This is a genomic window from Stutzerimonas degradans (assembly GCF_024448505.1).
Taxonomy (GTDB): domain Bacteria; phylum Pseudomonadota; class Gammaproteobacteria; order Pseudomonadales; family Pseudomonadaceae; genus Stutzerimonas; species Stutzerimonas degradans.
In genome coordinates, this window is record NZ_JAMOHV010000004.1 from 203,458 (window position 1) to 219,703 (window position 16,246).

At 64.7% G+C, this 16,246-nt stretch carries 17 protein-coding genes; 16 read left to right on the plus strand and 1 reads right to left on the minus strand.

The features are described from left to right. Positions 1–48 precede the first annotated feature (48 nt). The 9 genes from NAV27_RS08245 (at position 49) to flhB (ending at position 6,930) form a co-directional block, all read left to right on the plus strand. Entirely contained in the window at positions 49–1,275 is a 1,227-nt protein-coding gene (locus NAV27_RS08245) for a flagellar hook-length control protein FliK (RefSeq protein WP_102828895.1), read from the plus strand. 208 nt (positions 1,276–1,483) lie between these two features. Next, positions 1,484–2,011, plus strand: coding sequence for a flagellar basal body-associated protein FliL (gene fliL / locus NAV27_RS08250; RefSeq protein ID WP_102828896.1), 528 nt, complete (start codon positions 1,484–1,486; stop codon positions 2,009–2,011). A 12-nt stretch (positions 2,012–2,023) separates the two neighbouring features. Next, complete coding sequence (fliM, locus tag NAV27_RS08255) at positions 2,024–2,995, plus strand: flagellar motor switch protein FliM (RefSeq protein ID WP_043297349.1); 972 nt, start codon at positions 2,024–2,026, stop codon at positions 2,993–2,995. Between the two features lie 40 nt (positions 2,996–3,035). Then, positions 3,036–3,503: a flagellar motor switch protein FliN gene (fliN, locus tag NAV27_RS08260; RefSeq protein WP_054093358.1), complete on the plus strand. Its 468-nt coding sequence runs from the start codon at positions 3,036–3,038 to the stop codon at positions 3,501–3,503. A gap of 1 nt (position 3,504) precedes the next feature. Next, positions 3,505–3,924 (plus strand): flagellar biosynthetic protein FliO, encoded by a 420-nt coding sequence (gene fliO, locus NAV27_RS08265; protein WP_102828897.1) that lies wholly within the window; start codon positions 3,505–3,507, stop codon positions 3,922–3,924. Further along, positions 3,924–4,700, plus strand: coding sequence for a flagellar type III secretion system pore protein FliP (fliP, locus tag NAV27_RS08270; RefSeq protein ID WP_003287610.1), 777 nt, complete (start codon positions 3,924–3,926; stop codon positions 4,698–4,700). Before fliO ends, fliP begins: the two co-directional genes overlap by 1 nt. Positions 4,701–4,710: 10 nt before the next feature. Beyond that, on the plus strand, positions 4,711–4,980 hold the full coding sequence (gene fliQ, locus NAV27_RS08275; RefSeq protein WP_003287611.1) for a flagellar biosynthesis protein FliQ: 270 nt from the start codon (positions 4,711–4,713) through the stop codon (positions 4,978–4,980). A 3-nt stretch (positions 4,981–4,983) separates the two neighbouring features. Then, positions 4,984–5,760, plus strand: a complete 777-nt coding sequence (fliR, locus tag NAV27_RS08280) for a flagellar biosynthetic protein FliR (protein ID WP_102828898.1) — start codon at positions 4,984–4,986, stop codon at positions 5,758–5,760. A 33-nt stretch (positions 5,761–5,793) separates the two neighbouring features. After that, positions 5,794–6,930: a flagellar biosynthesis protein FlhB gene (gene flhB / locus NAV27_RS08285; RefSeq protein ID WP_008570487.1), complete on the plus strand. Its 1,137-nt coding sequence runs from the start codon at positions 5,794–5,796 to the stop codon at positions 6,928–6,930. 48 nt (positions 6,931–6,978) lie between these two features. Here the strand turns inward: flhB and sodC are convergent, their stop codons facing one another. Beyond that, positions 6,979–7,500, minus strand: a complete 522-nt coding sequence (gene sodC, locus NAV27_RS08290; protein WP_102828899.1) for a superoxide dismutase family protein — start codon at positions 7,498–7,500, stop codon at positions 6,979–6,981. Positions 7,501–7,737: 237 nt separating this feature from the next. Here sodC and flhA point away from each other — a divergent pair, with 237 nt between their 5' ends. The 7 genes from flhA to NAV27_RS08325 all read left to right on the plus strand — a co-directional run bounded on the left by flhA (position 7,738) and on the right by NAV27_RS08325 (position 16,226). After that, the gene (gene flhA / locus NAV27_RS08295; protein WP_102828900.1) at positions 7,738–9,858 is read left to right on the plus strand and encodes a flagellar biosynthesis protein FlhA; all 2,121 of its coding nucleotides are present in this window, start codon (positions 7,738–7,740) and stop codon (positions 9,856–9,858) included. Positions 9,859–9,873: 15 nt separating this feature from the next. Next, positions 9,874–11,148 (plus strand): flagellar biosynthesis GTPase FlhF, encoded by a 1,275-nt coding sequence (flhF, locus tag NAV27_RS08300; RefSeq protein WP_008570484.1) that lies wholly within the window; start codon positions 9,874–9,876, stop codon positions 11,146–11,148. Positions 11,149–11,238: 90 nt separating this feature from the next. Further along, positions 11,239–12,063 (plus strand): flagellar synthesis regulator FleN, encoded by an 825-nt coding sequence (gene fleN / locus NAV27_RS08305; protein ID WP_102828901.1) that lies wholly within the window; start codon positions 11,239–11,241, stop codon positions 12,061–12,063. Continuing rightward, a complete protein-coding gene (gene fliA, locus NAV27_RS08310) occupies positions 12,060–12,806 on the plus strand; it encodes an RNA polymerase sigma factor FliA (protein WP_083862569.1) in 747 nt (248 codons plus the stop codon). Before fleN ends, fliA begins: the two co-directional genes overlap by 4 nt. Before the next feature lie 73 nt (positions 12,807–12,879). After that, on the plus strand, positions 12,880–13,254 hold the full coding sequence (locus NAV27_RS08315; protein ID WP_171819274.1) for a chemotaxis response regulator CheY: 375 nt from the start codon (positions 12,880–12,882) through the stop codon (positions 13,252–13,254). 23 nt (positions 13,255–13,277) lie between these two features. Continuing rightward, positions 13,278–14,072 (plus strand): protein phosphatase CheZ, encoded by a 795-nt coding sequence (locus NAV27_RS08320; protein WP_008570481.1) that lies wholly within the window; start codon positions 13,278–13,280, stop codon positions 14,070–14,072. Positions 14,073–14,084: 12 nt separating this feature from the next. After that, positions 14,085–16,226 (plus strand): chemotaxis protein CheA, encoded by a 2,142-nt coding sequence (locus NAV27_RS08325; RefSeq protein ID WP_102828902.1) that lies wholly within the window; start codon positions 14,085–14,087, stop codon positions 16,224–16,226. Positions 16,227–16,246 lie beyond the last annotated feature (20 nt).

The window sequence follows — 16,246 nt, forward strand, 5'->3', positions numbered from 1 at the left end:
CGGAACTTGCTCAAGGTTCTGCACGAACCACACTGAGCGGAATGTTTCATGGCCGTTTCCCCCGATCTGTTGCTCAAGTCCCCGACTCTCGAAGTGCGTCCCAAGGCCGCCGCCGCGCAACCGTCGCCGGCGCCCGAGGCGAGCGATGGCAAGCGTTCCAGCTTCTCCGAGGTGTATGCGCGCGAGCGCCAGACCAAGCCTGTCGAGCGCAAGGACGATGCTTCGGCATCGTCGCGCGAGCAAGTCGACGAGGAGCAGAGCGCCGGTGAGCCGACGGCAACCGCTGACGCCGAGAAGTCGACGGTTGCCGAGAGCGGCAATTCCTTGCCTGGCGAGGAAGCGAGCGATGAGCCGCTGCCGGAGGGCGAGCTCGATCCGCTGCTGCTGTTCGGCCTGAATGGCCAGTTGCCGGCGCCCGAGCCGGCCGCCGCTCAGACCGAGGCCCTGACGCTGATGCCAGGGCTGGGCCAGACGCAGCTGACACCGCCGCTCGCTGATGCCGAGACGCAAGTGTCGGAAGATGTTTCCGGCGAGTCGGCGACCACCGTCGCGGCACCGGCCCTGACGCTGAAGGCCGCGCCCACCGCCGTTTCGCCAGCCGCTGCGAGCGAGACCGCGGCACCCGCCGAGGACGACTTCGCCAGTCTGCTGCAAGCCAGCAGCGAGCCCGAGCCGGAAGTCGAGCTGGAGGTTGCGCTGAGTGAAGTCTCGAAGGGCCTGGATGCGCCGCAGGACAGCCGTCAGCCGGCCGATCCGGCGCTCGGCCGTGCCAGCCCGCTGAGCCAGGCGATCACCCAACAGATTCAGCAGGCGCAGCGCACGCCGCTGGTACCGGGGCAGCCGGTGGCGATGCAGCAGGCCGGCTGGAGCGAGGCGGTGGTGGATCGGGTGATGTGGCTGTCCAGCCAGAACCTCAAATCGGCGGAGATCCAGCTCGATCCGGCTGAACTGGGGCGGATGGAGGTGCGCATCGAGATGAACCGCGAGCAGGCGCAGATCACCTTCCTCAGCCCGCATGCCGGCGTGCGCGATGCGCTCGAAGGGCAGATGCAGCGCTTGCGCGAGATGTTCGACCAGCAAGGCATGAGCATGAACGTCAACGTTTCCGATCAGTCCCTGGCGCGTGGCTGGCAGGGCCGCGGCGAAGGCGAAGCGGGGCGCGGTGGCGCGTCGCCTGCCGCGACGGCGGGCGACGACGAGCAGCTGCAAGGCGTCAGCGAAGTCGCCAGCAATCGTGCCGTGGGCAACCGCGGGCTGGTGGATTACTACGCCTGACCGGCCGCCGCCGGTTTCCCGTCGCTCTGGCGCGCAGGCCCGTCTCGCGCCGGAGCGTCATCTATCTTCCTTCGGGCGTGCCGGGCGGCGCCTTCAGGGATGCCGTATCCTCTGCGGCCTAACGCGCAGCGCGTCGCTGACATTGGCACAGCAGTTGCTCCAACGATGCCTCAGTGAGCGGTCGCGCGTAGAATGACGGATATTTGGCATGGCGAAGAAACAGGTACCCCCCGGACCACCGATTGCCGACGCGCAGGACGCGGGCAAAGGTCGGTTGAAGATCATCATCGCGATCGCGGTGGCCTTCCTGCTGGCCATCGGGTTGTCCATCGGCGGCACGCTGTTCTTCCTCGATAAAGGTGACGACAAGGCGGCTGAGCAGCCGGCCGAGGCCGGGCAGACGGCGACCGGCAAGCCGGCGGCGATCTACGAGGTGCTGATGCCGGCCTTCGTGGTCAACTTCAATCACAAGGGGCGTCAGCGCTACATGCAGGTGAGCGTGGCGCTGATGTCGCGCGATCAATTGGCGCTCGATGCGCTCAAAGGACATATGCCGTTGCTGCGCAATCATCTGGTGATGCTGTTCTCCAGTCAGGATTTCGCGGCGTTGATGACCCCGGTGGGCAAGGAAATGCTGCGTCAGCAGGCTACCTCCAGCGTGCAGGAACTGGCGCAGAAGGAAGTCGGTAAGCTGGCGGTCGAGCAAGTGCTGTTCACCAACTTCGTACTGCAATAGAAGGTTCCGCCGATGGCTGTTCAAGACCTGCTTTCGCAAGACGAGATCGATGCGCTGCTGCATGGCGTCGATGACGGTCTGGTCGATACCGAAAGCGATGCCGAACCGGGCGCGATCAAGAGCTACGACCTCACCAGCCAGGATCGCATCGTCCGCGGGCGCATGCCGACGCTGGAAATGATCAACGAGCGCTTCGCGCGTTACACCCGCATCAGCATGTTCAACCTGCTGCGCCGCTCGGCAGACGTCTCGGTGGGCGGTGTGCAGGTCATGAAATTCGGCGAGTACGTGCATTCGCTGTACGTGCCGACCAGCCTCAATCTGGTGAAGATGAAGCCGCTGCGCGGCACCGCGCTGTTCATCCTCGACGCCAAGCTGGTGTTCAAGCTGGTGGACAACTTCTTCGGCGGCGACGGCCGCCACGCCAAGATCGAGGGTCGCGAGTTCACCCCCACCGAACTGCGGGTGGTGCGCATGGTGCTCGATCAGGCCTTCACCGACCTCAAGGAAGCCTGGCATGCGGTGCTGGATGTCAACTTCGAGTACATCAACTCGGAGGTGAATCCGGCGCTGGCGAACATTGTCAGCCCCAGCGAAGTGGTGGTGGTGTCGACCTTCCACATCGAGCTGGACAGCGGCGGCGGCGACCTGCACGTGACCATGCCCTATTCGATGATCGAGCCGATCCGCGAAATGCTCGACGCCGGCTTCCAATCCGACGTCAGCGACCAGGACGAGCGCTGGATCAAGGCGCTGCGCGAAGACATCCTCGACGTCAACGTACCGCTCGGCGCGACGGTGGTGCGCCGCCAGCTGAAACTGCGCGACATTCTCAACATGCAGCCGGGCGACGTGATTCCGGTGGAGATGCCCGAGGACATGATCATGCGCGCCAACGGCATGCCGGCCTTCAAGGTCAAGCTGGGTGCGCATAAGGGCAATCTGGCCCTGCAGGTGCTGGAGCCGGTGGTGCGAACCCGGTGACTCATTTTTCTACTCAATTCGAGCCGGTCGAGGACTAGCGATGGCAGACGATCAGAACACTTCCCCCGAAGAGCAGGCGCTCGCCGACGAATGGGCCGCGGCTCTGGCCGAGGCCGGCGATGCCAGCCAGGACGACATCGACGCGTTGCTCAATCAGGGGCCGGCGGCGGCACCGGCCGCTCCGCGTGCACCGCTGGAGGACTTCGCCAGCGCACCCAAGGGCGGCGGCGTGCCGCTGGGGCTGGAAGGGCCGAATCTGGATGTGATTCTGGATATTCCGGTGTCCATCTCGATGGAAGTCGGCAGCACCGAGATCAGCATCCGCAACCTGCTGCAGCTCAATCAGGGCTCGGTGGTGGAGCTCGACCGGCTGGCCGGCGAGCCGCTGGACGTATTGGTCAACGGCACGCTGATCGCCCATGGCGAGGTGGTGGTGGTCAACGAGAAGTTCGGCATTCGCCTGACGGACGTGATCAGCCCCACCGAACGCATCAAGAAGCTGCGCTGACATGCGCGCGCTAGCCTTTCTCGCGCTGCTGGTAGCGCTGCCGGCACTGGCTGCCGAACCGTCCGCCAGCATGAGTGGCACCGACATGGGCGCGCAGCTGAGCAAACTGCTGCTCGGCCTGCTGCTGGTGGTCGGCCTGATCTTTCTGCTGGCCTGGCTGCTGCGCCGCGTCCAGCAGATGAATCCACGCGGTACTCAGGTGATCAAGCTGGTTTCCAGCCAGGCACTCGGCCCGCGCGAGCGGCTGGTGCTGGTGCAGGTCGGCAGCGAGCAAGTGCTGATCGGCCTCTCGGCCGGGCGCATCACGCCGCTGCACGTGCTCAAGGAGCCGGTGCATCTGCCCGATTCCGAACCGGCCAACCCGGAGTTCGCCCAGCGCCTGATGGAGCTGTTGGGCAAGGATCACAAGGACAAGCCCTGATGTTGCGAATTCTGCTGGCGTTGCTGCTGGCCGTGGTCGCCCCGCTGGCTCTCGGCCAGGAAGCGGGCGGACTGCTGACCCGTGGCGACAATCCGCTGTCGATCCCGGCGATCACCCTGAGCACCGACGCCCAGGGCCAGCAGGAGTATTCGGTCAGCCTGCAGATTCTGCTGATCATGACGGCGCTGAGCTTCATCCCGGCGTTCGTCATGCTGATGACCAGCTTCACGCGAATCATCATCGTATTCTCCATCTTGCGTCAGGCGCTGGGCCTGCAGCAGACGCCATCGAACCAGATTCTCATCGGCCTGACGCTGTTCCTTACGCTGTTCATCATGGCCCCGGTGTTCGAGCGGATAAACCAGGAAGCGCTGCAGCCGTACCTCGCCGAGCAGATTCCGGCGCAGGAGGCGATCACCCGCGCCGAAGTCCCGCTCAAGGCGTTCATGCTGGCGCAGACTCGCGAGAGCGATCTGGACCTGTTCATGCGTCTGTCGCGGCGTACCGACATCGCCAGCCCGGAAGCGGCGCCGCTGACCATTCTGGTGCCGGCCTTCGTCACCTCGGAGCTGAAGACGGCGTTCCAGATCGGTTTCATGATCTTCATTCCGTTCCTGATCATCGACATGGTGGTGGCTAGCGTGCTGATGGCGATGGGCATGATGATGCTCTCGCCACTGATCATCTCGCTGCCGTTCAAGATCATGCTGTTCGTGCTGGTCGACGGCTGGGGCCTGATCATCGGCACCCTGGCCGGCAGCTTCGGCACGCTCTAGGAGGCTCGTCATGACGCCCGAAGTCGCGGTGGACCTGTTTCGCGAAGGCCTGTGGATGACCGCGATGATCGTCGGTGTGCTGGTGATGCCGAGCCTGCTGGTCGGCCTGGTGGTGGCGATGTTCCAGGCCGCCACACAGATCAACGAACAGACCCTGAGCTTCCTTCCGCGCCTTTTGGTGATGCTGCTGACGCTGATCTGGGCCGGGCCGTGGCTGGTGCGCGAGCTGATGGAGTACACCCAGGGCCTGATCGCCAACATTCCGCTGATCATCGGCTGAACCATGCTGGAACTGAGCAATGCGCAGATCGGCAGCTGGGTGGCGCAGTTTCTGCTCCCGCTGTTTCGTATCGCCGCGTTGCTGATGAGCATGCCGATCATCGGCACGCAGCTGGTGCCGCCGCGGGTGCGACTGTATCTGGCGCTGGCCATCACCCTGGTGCTGGCGCCGACGCTCGGGCCGATGCCGCTGGTCGAGGCGCTGAGCGTGCGCGCGCTGCTGCTGATCGCCGAGCAGATTCTGATCGGCGTGATGCTCGGTTTCGTTCTGCAGCTGTTCTTCCAGGTGTTCATCGTTTCCGGGCAGCTGCTGGCGATGCAGATGGGCCTGGGGTTCGCCTCGATGGTCGATCCGGCCAACGGCGTGTCGGTGCCGGTGCTCGGCCAGTTCTTCAACATGCTGGTGATCCTGCTGTTCCTGGCGATGAACGGCCATCTGGTGGTGCTGGAAATCCTCACCGAGAGCTTCGTGACCCTGCCGGTGGGCGGCGGGCTGTCGACCAATCATCTGTGGGAGGTGGCGAGCAAGCTCGGCTGGGTGCTCGGCGCCGGCCTGCTGCTGGTGCTGCCGGCGATCACCGCGCTGCTGGTGGTCAACCTGGCGTTCGGCTTGATGACTCGTGCCGCACCGCAGCTGAACATCTTTTCCATCGGCTTTCCGCTGACGCTGGTGCTGGGTCTGGTCATCGTCTGGATCGGCATGGCCGACATCCTGGCGCAGTATCAGATCTTCGTCGGCGAGTCGCTGGCGATGCTGCGCGAGCTGGTGGGGCTGCGCTGATGAATACGCTGATGCACAACGCGGAGGCCGTCGATGGCTGAAAGCGAAAGCGGTGCCGACAAAAGCGAGGAACCCACAGAGAAACGGCTACGGGAATCTCGCGAGAAAGGCCAGATCGCGCGCTCGCGCGAGCTGAACACGGTGGCCGTAACCATCGGCGGCATTGGCGGCCTGCTAGCGTCCGGCAGCGGGCTGGCGCAGGCGCTGATGGCGATGATGCAGGGCAGTTTCGAGCTGAGCCGCGAAACCCTGCTGGACGAGAGCAACATGGCGATGCTGCTGGCGGCCAGCGGCAGGATCGCGCTGGAGGCGACCCTGCCGTTGCTGATCGCCTTGCTAATCGCGTCCATCGCCGGGCCGATCGCGCTGGGCGGCTGGCTGTTCTCCGCCAAGGCAATGGCGCCCAACTTCGGCCGGATGAATCCTGCTGCCGGGCTCAAGCGCATGTTCTCGACCAAGGCGCTGGTGGAGCTGCTCAAGGCCCTCGGTAAGTTCTTGGTGGTGCTGCTGGTGGCGTTGATGGTGCTGTCCTCCTACGAGGACGATCTGCTCTCCATCGCCAAGCAGCCGCTGGACCTGGCGATCATGCACAGCGCCGAGGTAGTCGGCTGGTGCGCGCTGTGGATGGCCTGCGGGCTGATCCTGATCGCCGCGGTGGATGTGCCGTTCCAGCTCTGGGACAACAAGCAGAAGCTGATGATGACCAAGCAGGAGGTCAAGGACGAGTACAAGGACTCCGAGGGCAAGCCGGAGGTCAAGTCGCGCATCCGTCAGCTGCAGCGCGAGGCGGCGCAGCGGCGCATGATGCAGGCCGTGCCCGAGGCCGATGTGGTGATTACCAACCCGACGCACTTTGCCGTGGCGCTGAAATACGACGGCGACAAGGGTGGCGCGCCTCGGCTGGTGGCCAAGGGCGGCGACTTCGTGGCGCTGAAGATTCGCGAGATCGCCCAGGAGCACAACGTGACGGTGCTTGAATCGCCGGCGCTGGCGCGAGCGGTGTACTACTCGACCGAACTGGAGCAGGAAATTCCTGCCGGCCTCTACCTGGCCGTGGCGCAGGTGCTGGCTTACGTCTATCAGTTGCGCCAGTACCGCGCCGGCAAGGGCCGTCGACCCGATCCACTGAACGACCTGCCGATTCCGCCAGATCTGCGGCGCGACGAATAGCGGCGGGCTGCAAGCGTGTCGCTTGCAGCCCGAGGCCCGTCGCTGCCGTTACTCGATGACGCCGCAGGCCACCCGGGCACCGCCACCGCCGAGCGGCTGCGGATGGTCGGCATGGTTGTCGCCGCCCTGATGCACCATCAGCGCCAGGCCCTTGATGTCGCCCAGGCTCTTCAGGCGTGGGGCCAGCACGGGCTGGCTGGCCTTGCCATCCTTGTCAACATAGAGCGCGGGCAGGTCGCCCAGGTGGCCGTCGCCCCAGGGTTCGCCGTGCTTGCCGCTGTTCTTCGGATCCCAGTGGCCGCCGGCAGCGCCCGCCGGCGTGACCTTGCCGTCGATCTCGGCGCTCTCGCAATTGCCCTTGGCGTGCACGTGGAAGCCGTGAATGCCGGGCTCCAGCCCCGACAATTCGGGGCGCAGGACCAGGCCGTATTCGCTGCTCTCGATCTTCACGCTGCCGACGGCGGCGCCGATGCCCTGGGCGCTGACGGCCTTGAGCGGAACGCTGAGCGTCTCCGCCTGGACAGTCAGCGCGGTGCAGCCGGCCAATGCGGCGATGATCCACTGTTTCATCGATTGTCTCCTTGCAGGTTGGGCCGGGCGGAGCGGTTCCGCCGGTCGAAGGTCTGACTGCGCGACACCGGTCGGGTTCGCCCGCAGGCGGCGAGACGTCCCGTAGCGCCTGCTTCAGTTGAGTTCAACTGGCCCGCGTCCGCCAGTCCGCCGCTGCGCCGCCAAGTTGGACCCCTTCTTGCTATAGCCCACGGCAGGGCGCATCGGGCGTCAAAAAACTTTCTGCTGGGGGCCACGTTGGATCGCACGCAACTCATCAACATGCGCAACAACCTGACGGGTGTCGGTCGCGGCAACCTCGGGGTGCCGCTGCTGTTGCTGGTGATGCTGGGCATGATGATGCTGCCCGTGCCGCCGTTCCTGCTCGACGTGCTGTTCACCTTCAACATCGCACTGTCGATCGTCGTGCTGCTGGTCAGTGTCTACGCGCTGCGGCCGCTGGATTTCGCGGTGTTCCCGACCATCCTGCTGGTGGCGACCTTGCTGCGTCTGGCGTTGAACGTCGCATCCACCCGGGTGGTGCTGATTCACGGCCACGAAGGCGGCGCGTCGGCCGGTCACGTGATCGAAGCCTTCGGCAACGTGGTGATCGGCGGCAACTACGTGGTCGGTATCGTGGTGTTCGCGATCCTGATGATCATCAACTTCGTGGTGGTCACCAAGGGCGCCGGGCGGATTTCCGAGGTGAGCGCGCGCTTCACCCTCGACGCGATGCCCGGCAAGCAGATGGCGATCGATGCCGACCTCAACGCCGGGCTGATCGATCAGGCCGAGGCGAAAAAGCGCCGGGTCGAGGTGGCTTCCGAAGCGGACTTCTACGGCTCGATGGACGGTGCCAGCAAGTTCGTGCGCGGCGACGCCATCGCCGGCCTGCTGATCCTCTTCATCAATCTGCTCGGCGGCATGGGCATCGGCATGGCGCAGCACGGCCTGAGCTTCGCTGAAGCCGGCAAGGTCTACGCGCTGCTGACCATCGGTGACGGTCTGGTGGCGCAGATCCCCTCGCTGCTGCTGTCCACCGCGGCGGCGATCATGGTGACGCGGGTCACCAGCTCCGAGGACATGGGCCAGCAGGTCAACCGGCAGATGTTCGCCTCGCCCAAGGCGCTGGCGGTATCGGCCGCGATCATGATCGCGATGGGCCTGGTGCCGGGCATGCCGCACCTGTCATTCCTCGGCCTCGGTGCGCTCGCCGCCGGTGGCGCCTACTGGATCTGGTATCGGCAGAAGCGCGTCAAGCAGCACGCCGAGCAGGAAGTGCAGAAGCAGCAGGAGCTGCTGCCAGCGCAGCGCGCGGCGGAAACCAAGGAGCTGGGCTGGGATGATGTCACGCCCGTGGACATGGTCGGTCTGGAGGTTGGCTACCGGCTGATTCCGCTGGTCGATCGCAACCAGGGTGGCCAGCTGCTGGCGCGGATCAAGGGCGTGCGCAAGAAGCTGTCGCAGGACCTGGGCTTCCTCATGCCGTCGGTGCATATCCGCGACAACCTCGATCTGCTGCCCAATGCCTATCGCCTGACGCTGATGGGCGTCAGCCTGGCCGAGGCGGAGGTCTACCCGGATCGCGAGCTGGCGATCAACCCGGGCCAGGTGTTCGGGCCGCTCAACGGCATCGCGGCCAAGGACCCGGCGTTTGGGCTGGATGCGGTGTGGATCGAGGGCAGCCAGCGCGACCAGGCGCAGTCGCTCGGCTATACCGTGGTGGATGCCAGTACCGTGGTTGCCACCCACCTCAATCAGGTGTTGTACAAGCACGCGCATGAACTGCTTGGCCATGAGGAGGTCCAGCAGTTGCTGCAATTGCTCGCGCGCAGCTCGCCCAAGCTGGCCGAGGAGCTGGTGCCGGGCATGCTGTCGCTGTCCACGCTGCTCAAGGTGTTGCAGGCGCTGCTGCAGGAGCAGGTACCGGTGCGTGACATCCGCACCATCGCCGAAGCCATCGCCAATGTCGCCACTAAGAGTCAAGATCCCGCCGCGATGGTGGCGGCAGTGCGCGTCGCGCTTTCTCGCGCAATCGTGCAGAACGTTGTGGGACTAGAGCCGGAGCTGCCTGTGATCACGCTGGAACCGCGATTGGAACAGATCTTGCTCAATAGCCTGCAGAAGGCCGGACAGGGTGCCGAAGATGGCATCCTGCTGGAGCCGGGAATGGCAGAGAAGTTGCAAAGGTCGCTGGTAGAAGCGGCGCAGCGCCAGGAAATGCTCGGTAAGCCGGCGATCCTCCTGGTGGCCGGACCGGTTCGCGCGATGTTGTCCCGCTTCGCCCGGCTGGCCGTACAGAACATGCATGTACTGGCCTACCAGGAAATTCCGGACAACAAGCAGGTCACCATCGTTGCGACGGTGGGTCAGAATTAATCGAGGGTGCAGGCCATGCAGGTCAAACGTTTCTTCGCCGCCGATATGCGCATCGCCATGAAGATGGTGCGCGACGAGCTGGGCGCCGATGCCGTGATCATCGGCAATCGCCGGGTCGCCGGCGGTGTCGAGCTGACTGCCGTGCTCGATTACCCGATGCAGGCCGCGCCGGAAGCGAACAAGCCCAACCCCGTGCTGGAAGCCGAGCTGCGCAAGACGCAGGCGCGCATCGCCTCGGCGCATGCCGAACTGAGCGCGCCGAGCCGCGTGAAGGCGGGCCAGGACCGTCAACTGCTTGACGAGCAGCCGGCCGCCGCGCCGCAGCCCGCTGCCAGTGCGCCGGTCGATACGCGCGCCTTCGAGAGCATGTGCACCGAACTGCAAGGCCTGCGTGAGCTGATCGAAGTGCAGCTCGGCTCCATCGCCTGGGGCCAGGAGCAGAGCCGACGGCCGCAGCAGGCCGGACTCTGGCGCCGCCTGCAGCGTCTCGGCCTGCCGGCAGAACTGTCGCGCAGCCTGCTGGAAAAGGTCGCCACCATCGCCGATCAACGTCAGGCCTGGCGCATGCTGCTGGCGCACCTGGCGCAGGCGATCAAGGTCACCAAGCACGAACCGCTGGAAGAGGGCGGGGTAATCGCCTTGGTGGGACCGGCCGGTGTCGGCAAGACCACCACGCTGGCCAAGCTGGCGGCCCGTTACGTATTGAAGTACGGCGCGCAGAACATTGCGCTGGCGAGCATGGATAACTACCGCATCGGCGCGCAGGAGCAGCTCAAGACGCTCGGTCGTATTCTCGATGTGCCGGTGGTGCAGATCGACCCGTCGCAGCCGCTGGGCAAGACGCTGGCGCCGCTGGCGCGCAAGCGCGTGATCCTGATCGACACGGCCGGGCTGCCGGCGAGCGATCCGACACTGCGCATGCAGCTCGAAGCGCTGTCCGATCGTGGCGTGAAATCGAAGAACTACCTGGTGCTGGCCGCCACCAGCCAGAGCCAGGTGCTCAAGGCGGCGTGGCACAACTATCGTCGCTGCGGCCTGGCCGGTTGCATCCTGACCAAGCTCGACGAGGCCGGCTCGCTCGGCGACGTGCTCGGACTAACGATCAGCCAGCACCTGCCGATAGCCTACCTCGCCGACGGGCCGCGTATTCCCGATGACCTGCACCTGCCGCGCAGTCATCAGCTGGTCAGTCGGGCGGTGAGCCTGCAATCTGGCGAGGAGCCGAGCGAGGAAACGATGGCCGATATGTTCGCCGGCCTGTACAACGAATCATCGCGGCGAGCGGGCTGAAGCGGCAGTGCGTTACTCGGATAAACCTGATGCATTCGAGCTGAATGCATCGCCGGCCTTGCAGGCCGAGCAACATATAGGCGTTTGAACATGGGTATGCATCCCGTACAGGTGATTGCGGTGACCGGCGGCAAGGGTGGCGTCGGCAAGACCAACGTGTCGGTCAATCTGGCACTGGCGCTGGCCGAACTCGGCCGGCGGGTGGTGCTGCTTGACGCCGACCTCGGGCTGGCCAATGTCGACGTGCTGCTGGGGCTGACTACCAAGCGCACGCTTGCCGACGTGATCGCCGGTGAATGCGACCTGCGCGACGTGCTCATCCAGGGGCCGGGCGGCATCCGCATCGTGCCGGCGGCATCCGGCACGCAGAGCATGGTGCAGCTGTCCTCGCTGCAGCACGCCGGCCTGATCCAGGCGTTCAGCGAGATCGAGGATCTCGACGTACTGATCATCGACACCGCCGCCGGTATCGGCGAGGCGGTGATCAGCTTCGTGCGCGCCGCGCACGAGGTGCTGCTGGTGGTCACCGACGAGCCGACCTCGATCACCGACGCCTATGCGCTGATCAAGCTGCTCAACCGTGATTACGGCATCAACCGCTTCCGCGTGCTGGCCAACATGGCGCACGCGCCGCAGGAAGGGCGCAACCTGTTCGCCAAGCTGACCAAGGTCACCGAGCGCTTCCTCGATGTCGCACTGCAGTATGTCGGCGCGATTCCCTACGACGAAACCGTGCGCAAGGCCGTACAGAAGCAGCGTGCAGTCTACGAGGCCTATCCGCGGTCGAAATGCGCATTGGCTTTCAAGGCCATCGCGCAGAAGGTCGACACCTGGCCGCTGCCGGCCACGCCGCGCGGGCATCTTGAATTCTTCGTCGAGCGCCTGATCAGGCCTGCGAACGACACTCACGAATGACGGCTGCTGGATTCGCTATGTATTACAGCAAGGCTCAGGCGAAGGATGCCCAGCATCGTTTGATCGACCAGTATGCGCCGCTGGTCAAGCGCATTGCCTACCACCTGCTCGCACGCCTGCCGGCCAGCGTCCAGGTCGACGACCTGATCCAGGCAGGGATGATCGGCCTGCTGGAGGCAGCGAAGAAGTACGACGCCGGCAAGGGCGCCAGCTTCGAAACCTACGCCGGTATCCGCATCCGCGGCACCATGCTCGACGAGGTGCGCAAGGGCGACTGGGCGCCACGCTCGGTGCATCGCAACTCGCGCATGGTCAGCGAGGCGATTCGCGCCATCGAAGCGAAAACCGGACGTGACGCTAAAGATCACGAGGTTGCGGCCGAACTTAAGCTCAGCCTCGATGAGTACTACGGCATTCTCGGCGATACCCTGGGCAGCCGCCTGTTCAGCTTCGACGACCTGTTGCAGGACGGCGAACATGGCGAGTTGCACGACGATGCCGCCAGCACTCATTCCGAGCCGTTTCGCGATCTTGAGGACGAGCGTTTCCAGCAGGCGCTGGCCGATGCCATCACCAACCTGCCCGAACGCGAAAAGCTGGTGCTGTCGCTGTACTACGACGAAGAGTTGAATTTGAAGGAAATCGGTCAGGTGCTCGGGGTCAGCGAGTCGCGGGTCAGTCAGCTGCATAGCCAGTGCGCCGCCCGTCTGCGTGCCCGCCTCGGCGAATGGCGGGCGAGCTGACCGGTACCCTCACTGCGAGACGTGCTCGGTTGCCGAGATTTTGGGATTTACGGAGGTCGACTTGGACAAGAACATGAAAATCCTCATCGTCGATGACTTCTCGACGATGAGACGAATCATCAAGAACCTCCTGCGAGACCTGGGGTTCACCAACACCGCCGAGGCCGACGACGGCACCACTGCGTTGCCGATGCTCAAGAGCGGCAGCTTCGATTTCCTCGTCACCGACTGGAACATGCCGGGCATGAGCGGCATCGACCTGCTGCGCCACGTGCGTGCCGACGAGCGCCTCAAGCACCTGCCGGTGCTGATGGTGACGGCCGAAGCCAAGCGCGATCAGATCATCGAAGCGGCCCAGGCCGGCGTTAACGGTTACGTCGTCAAGCCTTTCACTGCCCAGGTGCTCAAGGAGAAGATCGAAAAGATCTTCGAGCGCGTCAACGGCTGAAGCAGTAACGCCGCGAGGGCACTATGACGCAAGCAGACCAACGCCTGGCGGAGTTCGAAGCGACTCTGCAGGCCAATGCACCGCAGCTGATTGAAAGCCTGCAGCAGGGCCGCTTCGATGAGGCGGCGCAAATGTTCAACGAGCTCAACCAGGCCCGTAATCAGGGGCTCTATCAAGAGGTTGGCAAGCTCACCCGCGAACTGCACAACGCGATCGTCAAGCTCGAGATGGACACCTGCGCCACGGGCGGGGATCCGTCGCCGATAACCGATGCGACCGACCGGCTTTCCTACGTGGTGGCGATGACCGAGAAGGCCGCCAACCGCACCATGGATCTGGTCGAGGAGTCGGCGCCGCTGGTGAACTACGTAAGCTACGAAGCCCAGAGTCTGACCGCCGACTGGCAGCGCTTCATGCGCCGCGAGATGAACGCCGAGCAGTTCCGCGAGCTGGTCCGGCGCATCGACCAGTACCTGCAGCGCTCGATGAACGATGGCAGCCAGCTGTCGCAGAACCTCAGCGAAATCATGCTGGCACAGGACTTCCAGGACCTGACCGGGCAGGTGATCAAACGCGTCACGCGGCTCATCACCGAGCTGGAAAGCAACCTGGTCAACCTGGTGGCAATGGCCGGGCAGGTCGATCGCGTGGCCGGCATCCAGCACGACCGCGACGCGATGCGTGCCGAGCAGGAAAAGAAAAAACAAGAGAAAGAGCCTTCCAACGGTGAAGGTCCGCAGATGCATGCCGATATACGTGAGGACGTCGTATCTGGACAGGACGACGTGGACGATCTGCTTTCGAGCCTGGGCTTTTAGGGGAATTGCAATATGAGCTTCGACGCCGATGAAGAAATCCTCCAGGATTTCCTGGTAGAGGCCGGCGAGATTCTCGAACTGTTGTCAGAGCAGTTGGTGGAGCTGGAAAGCAGCCCCGACGACATGGCGTTGCTCAATGCAATTTTTCGCGGGTTCCACACGGTCAAGGGCGGGGCGGGCTTCCTGCAGCTTAACGAGCTGGTGGAATGCTGCCACATCGCCGAGAACGTCTTCGACATCCTGCGCAAGGGCGAGCGCCGGGTGGATTCCGAGCTGATGGACGTGGTGCTGCAGGCGCTGGACGCCGTCAATGCCATGTTCAGTCAGGTTCGCGAGCGCGTCGAGCCGACCCCGGCAACCCCTGAGCTGCTGGCGGCGCTGTCGCGCCTGGCCGAGCCGGCGTCGGCGGATGCGCCCGGTGTAGCGGCAGAAGTCGCGGCGCCGGTGGTGGCGGACGATGAGTTCGAGCAGATGCTGCAGGCTATCGATACGCCGGCCGTCGCCGAGCCCGCAACGGCGTCGAGCGATGAAATCACCGACGATGAGTTCGAGTCGCTGCTCGACCAGCTGCACGGCAAGGGGCAGTTCAGTGCCGCGGCCGCCGAAGCGGAAACGGCAGCAGAGCCGGTAGCAGCCGCGAGCGACGAGATCACCGACGAAGAATTCGAGGCGCTGCTCGACCAGCTGCACGGCAAGGGGCAGTTCAACGAGCCTGCCGCCACGCCTGCGTCAGCACCCACGGTAGCCGAGGCCGGCGCCCCGGCGGCCGGCGACAATATCACCGACGACGAATTCGAAGCGCTGCTCGATCAGCTGCACGGCAAGGGCAAGTTCGAGCCCGAGAGCGTGGCGCCGGCCGCTGCAGTAGCGGCAGCGGCTCCGCCTGCATCGGCGGCCAAGAGCGCGCCGCGCCAGCCCGCTGCCGTGCCGAACAAGGCAGAGGCGGCACCGCGCGCAGCGGCCCCGGCCGAGAAACCGGCCAGCGACGCGGAAACCACCGTGCGGGTCGATACCGCCCGGCTCGACGAGATCATGAATATGGTCGGCGAACTGGTGCTGGTGCGAAACCGTTTGGTGCGCCTAGGCGCCAACAGCGGCGACGAGGCGATGTCCAAGGCCGTGTCCAACCTCGACGTGGTCACCGCCGATCTGCAGAGCGCGGTGATGAAGACGCGCATGCAGCCGATCAAGAAAGTCTTCGGCCGCTTCCCGCGGCTGGTTCGCGATCTGGCGCGTAACCTGAAGAAAGAGATCAACCTGGAGCTGGTGGGCGAAGAGACCGATCTCGACAAGAACCTCGTCGAGGCGCTGGCCGATCCGCTGGTGCACCTGGTGCGCAATGCCGTCGACCACGGCATCGAGTCGCCGGAGGACCGCGAGGCCGCCGGCAAACCGCGCGTCGGACGCGTGGTGCTGTCCGCGGAGCAGGAGGGCGACCACATCCTGCTGATGATCACCGACGACGGCAAAGGGATGGACGCCAACATCCTGCGTGCCAAGGCGGTGGAGAAGGGCATGCTGGACAAGGATGCCGCCGAGCGCCTGAGTGATCTGGAGTGCTACAACCTGATCTTCGCGCCCGGTTTCTCGACCAAGACCGAGATTTCCGACGTGTCCGGCCGTGGCGTCGGCATGGACGTGGTCAAGACCAAGATTTCCCAGCTCAACGGCACGGTCAACGTGTTCTCCACCAAGGGCCAGGGCTCGCGGGTGGTGATCAAGGTGCCGCTGACCCTGGCGATCATGCCGACGCTGATGGTCATGCTCGGCAACCAGGCATTCGCTTTCCCGCTGGTCAACGTCAACGAGATCTTCCACCTCGACCTGTCGCGCACCAATGTGGTGGACGGCCAGGAGGTGGTCATCGTCCGCGACAAGGCACTGCCGCTGTTCTATCTCAAGCGCTGGCTGGTGCAGGGCGCCGAGCAGGACGAGCAGCGTGAGGGGCACGTGGTCATTCTCAGCGTCGGCAACCAGAGCATCGGCTTCGTCGTCGACCAGCTGGTGGGTCAGGAAGAGGTGGTGATCAAGCCGCTCGGCAAGATGCTGCAGGGTACGCCCGGCATGTCCGGCGCGACCATTACCGGCGATGGCCGCATCGCCCTGATCCTCGATGTTCCCAGCATGCTCAAGCGCTACGCGCGTCGGGTGTGACAGACCGGCAGGGGTCGTGA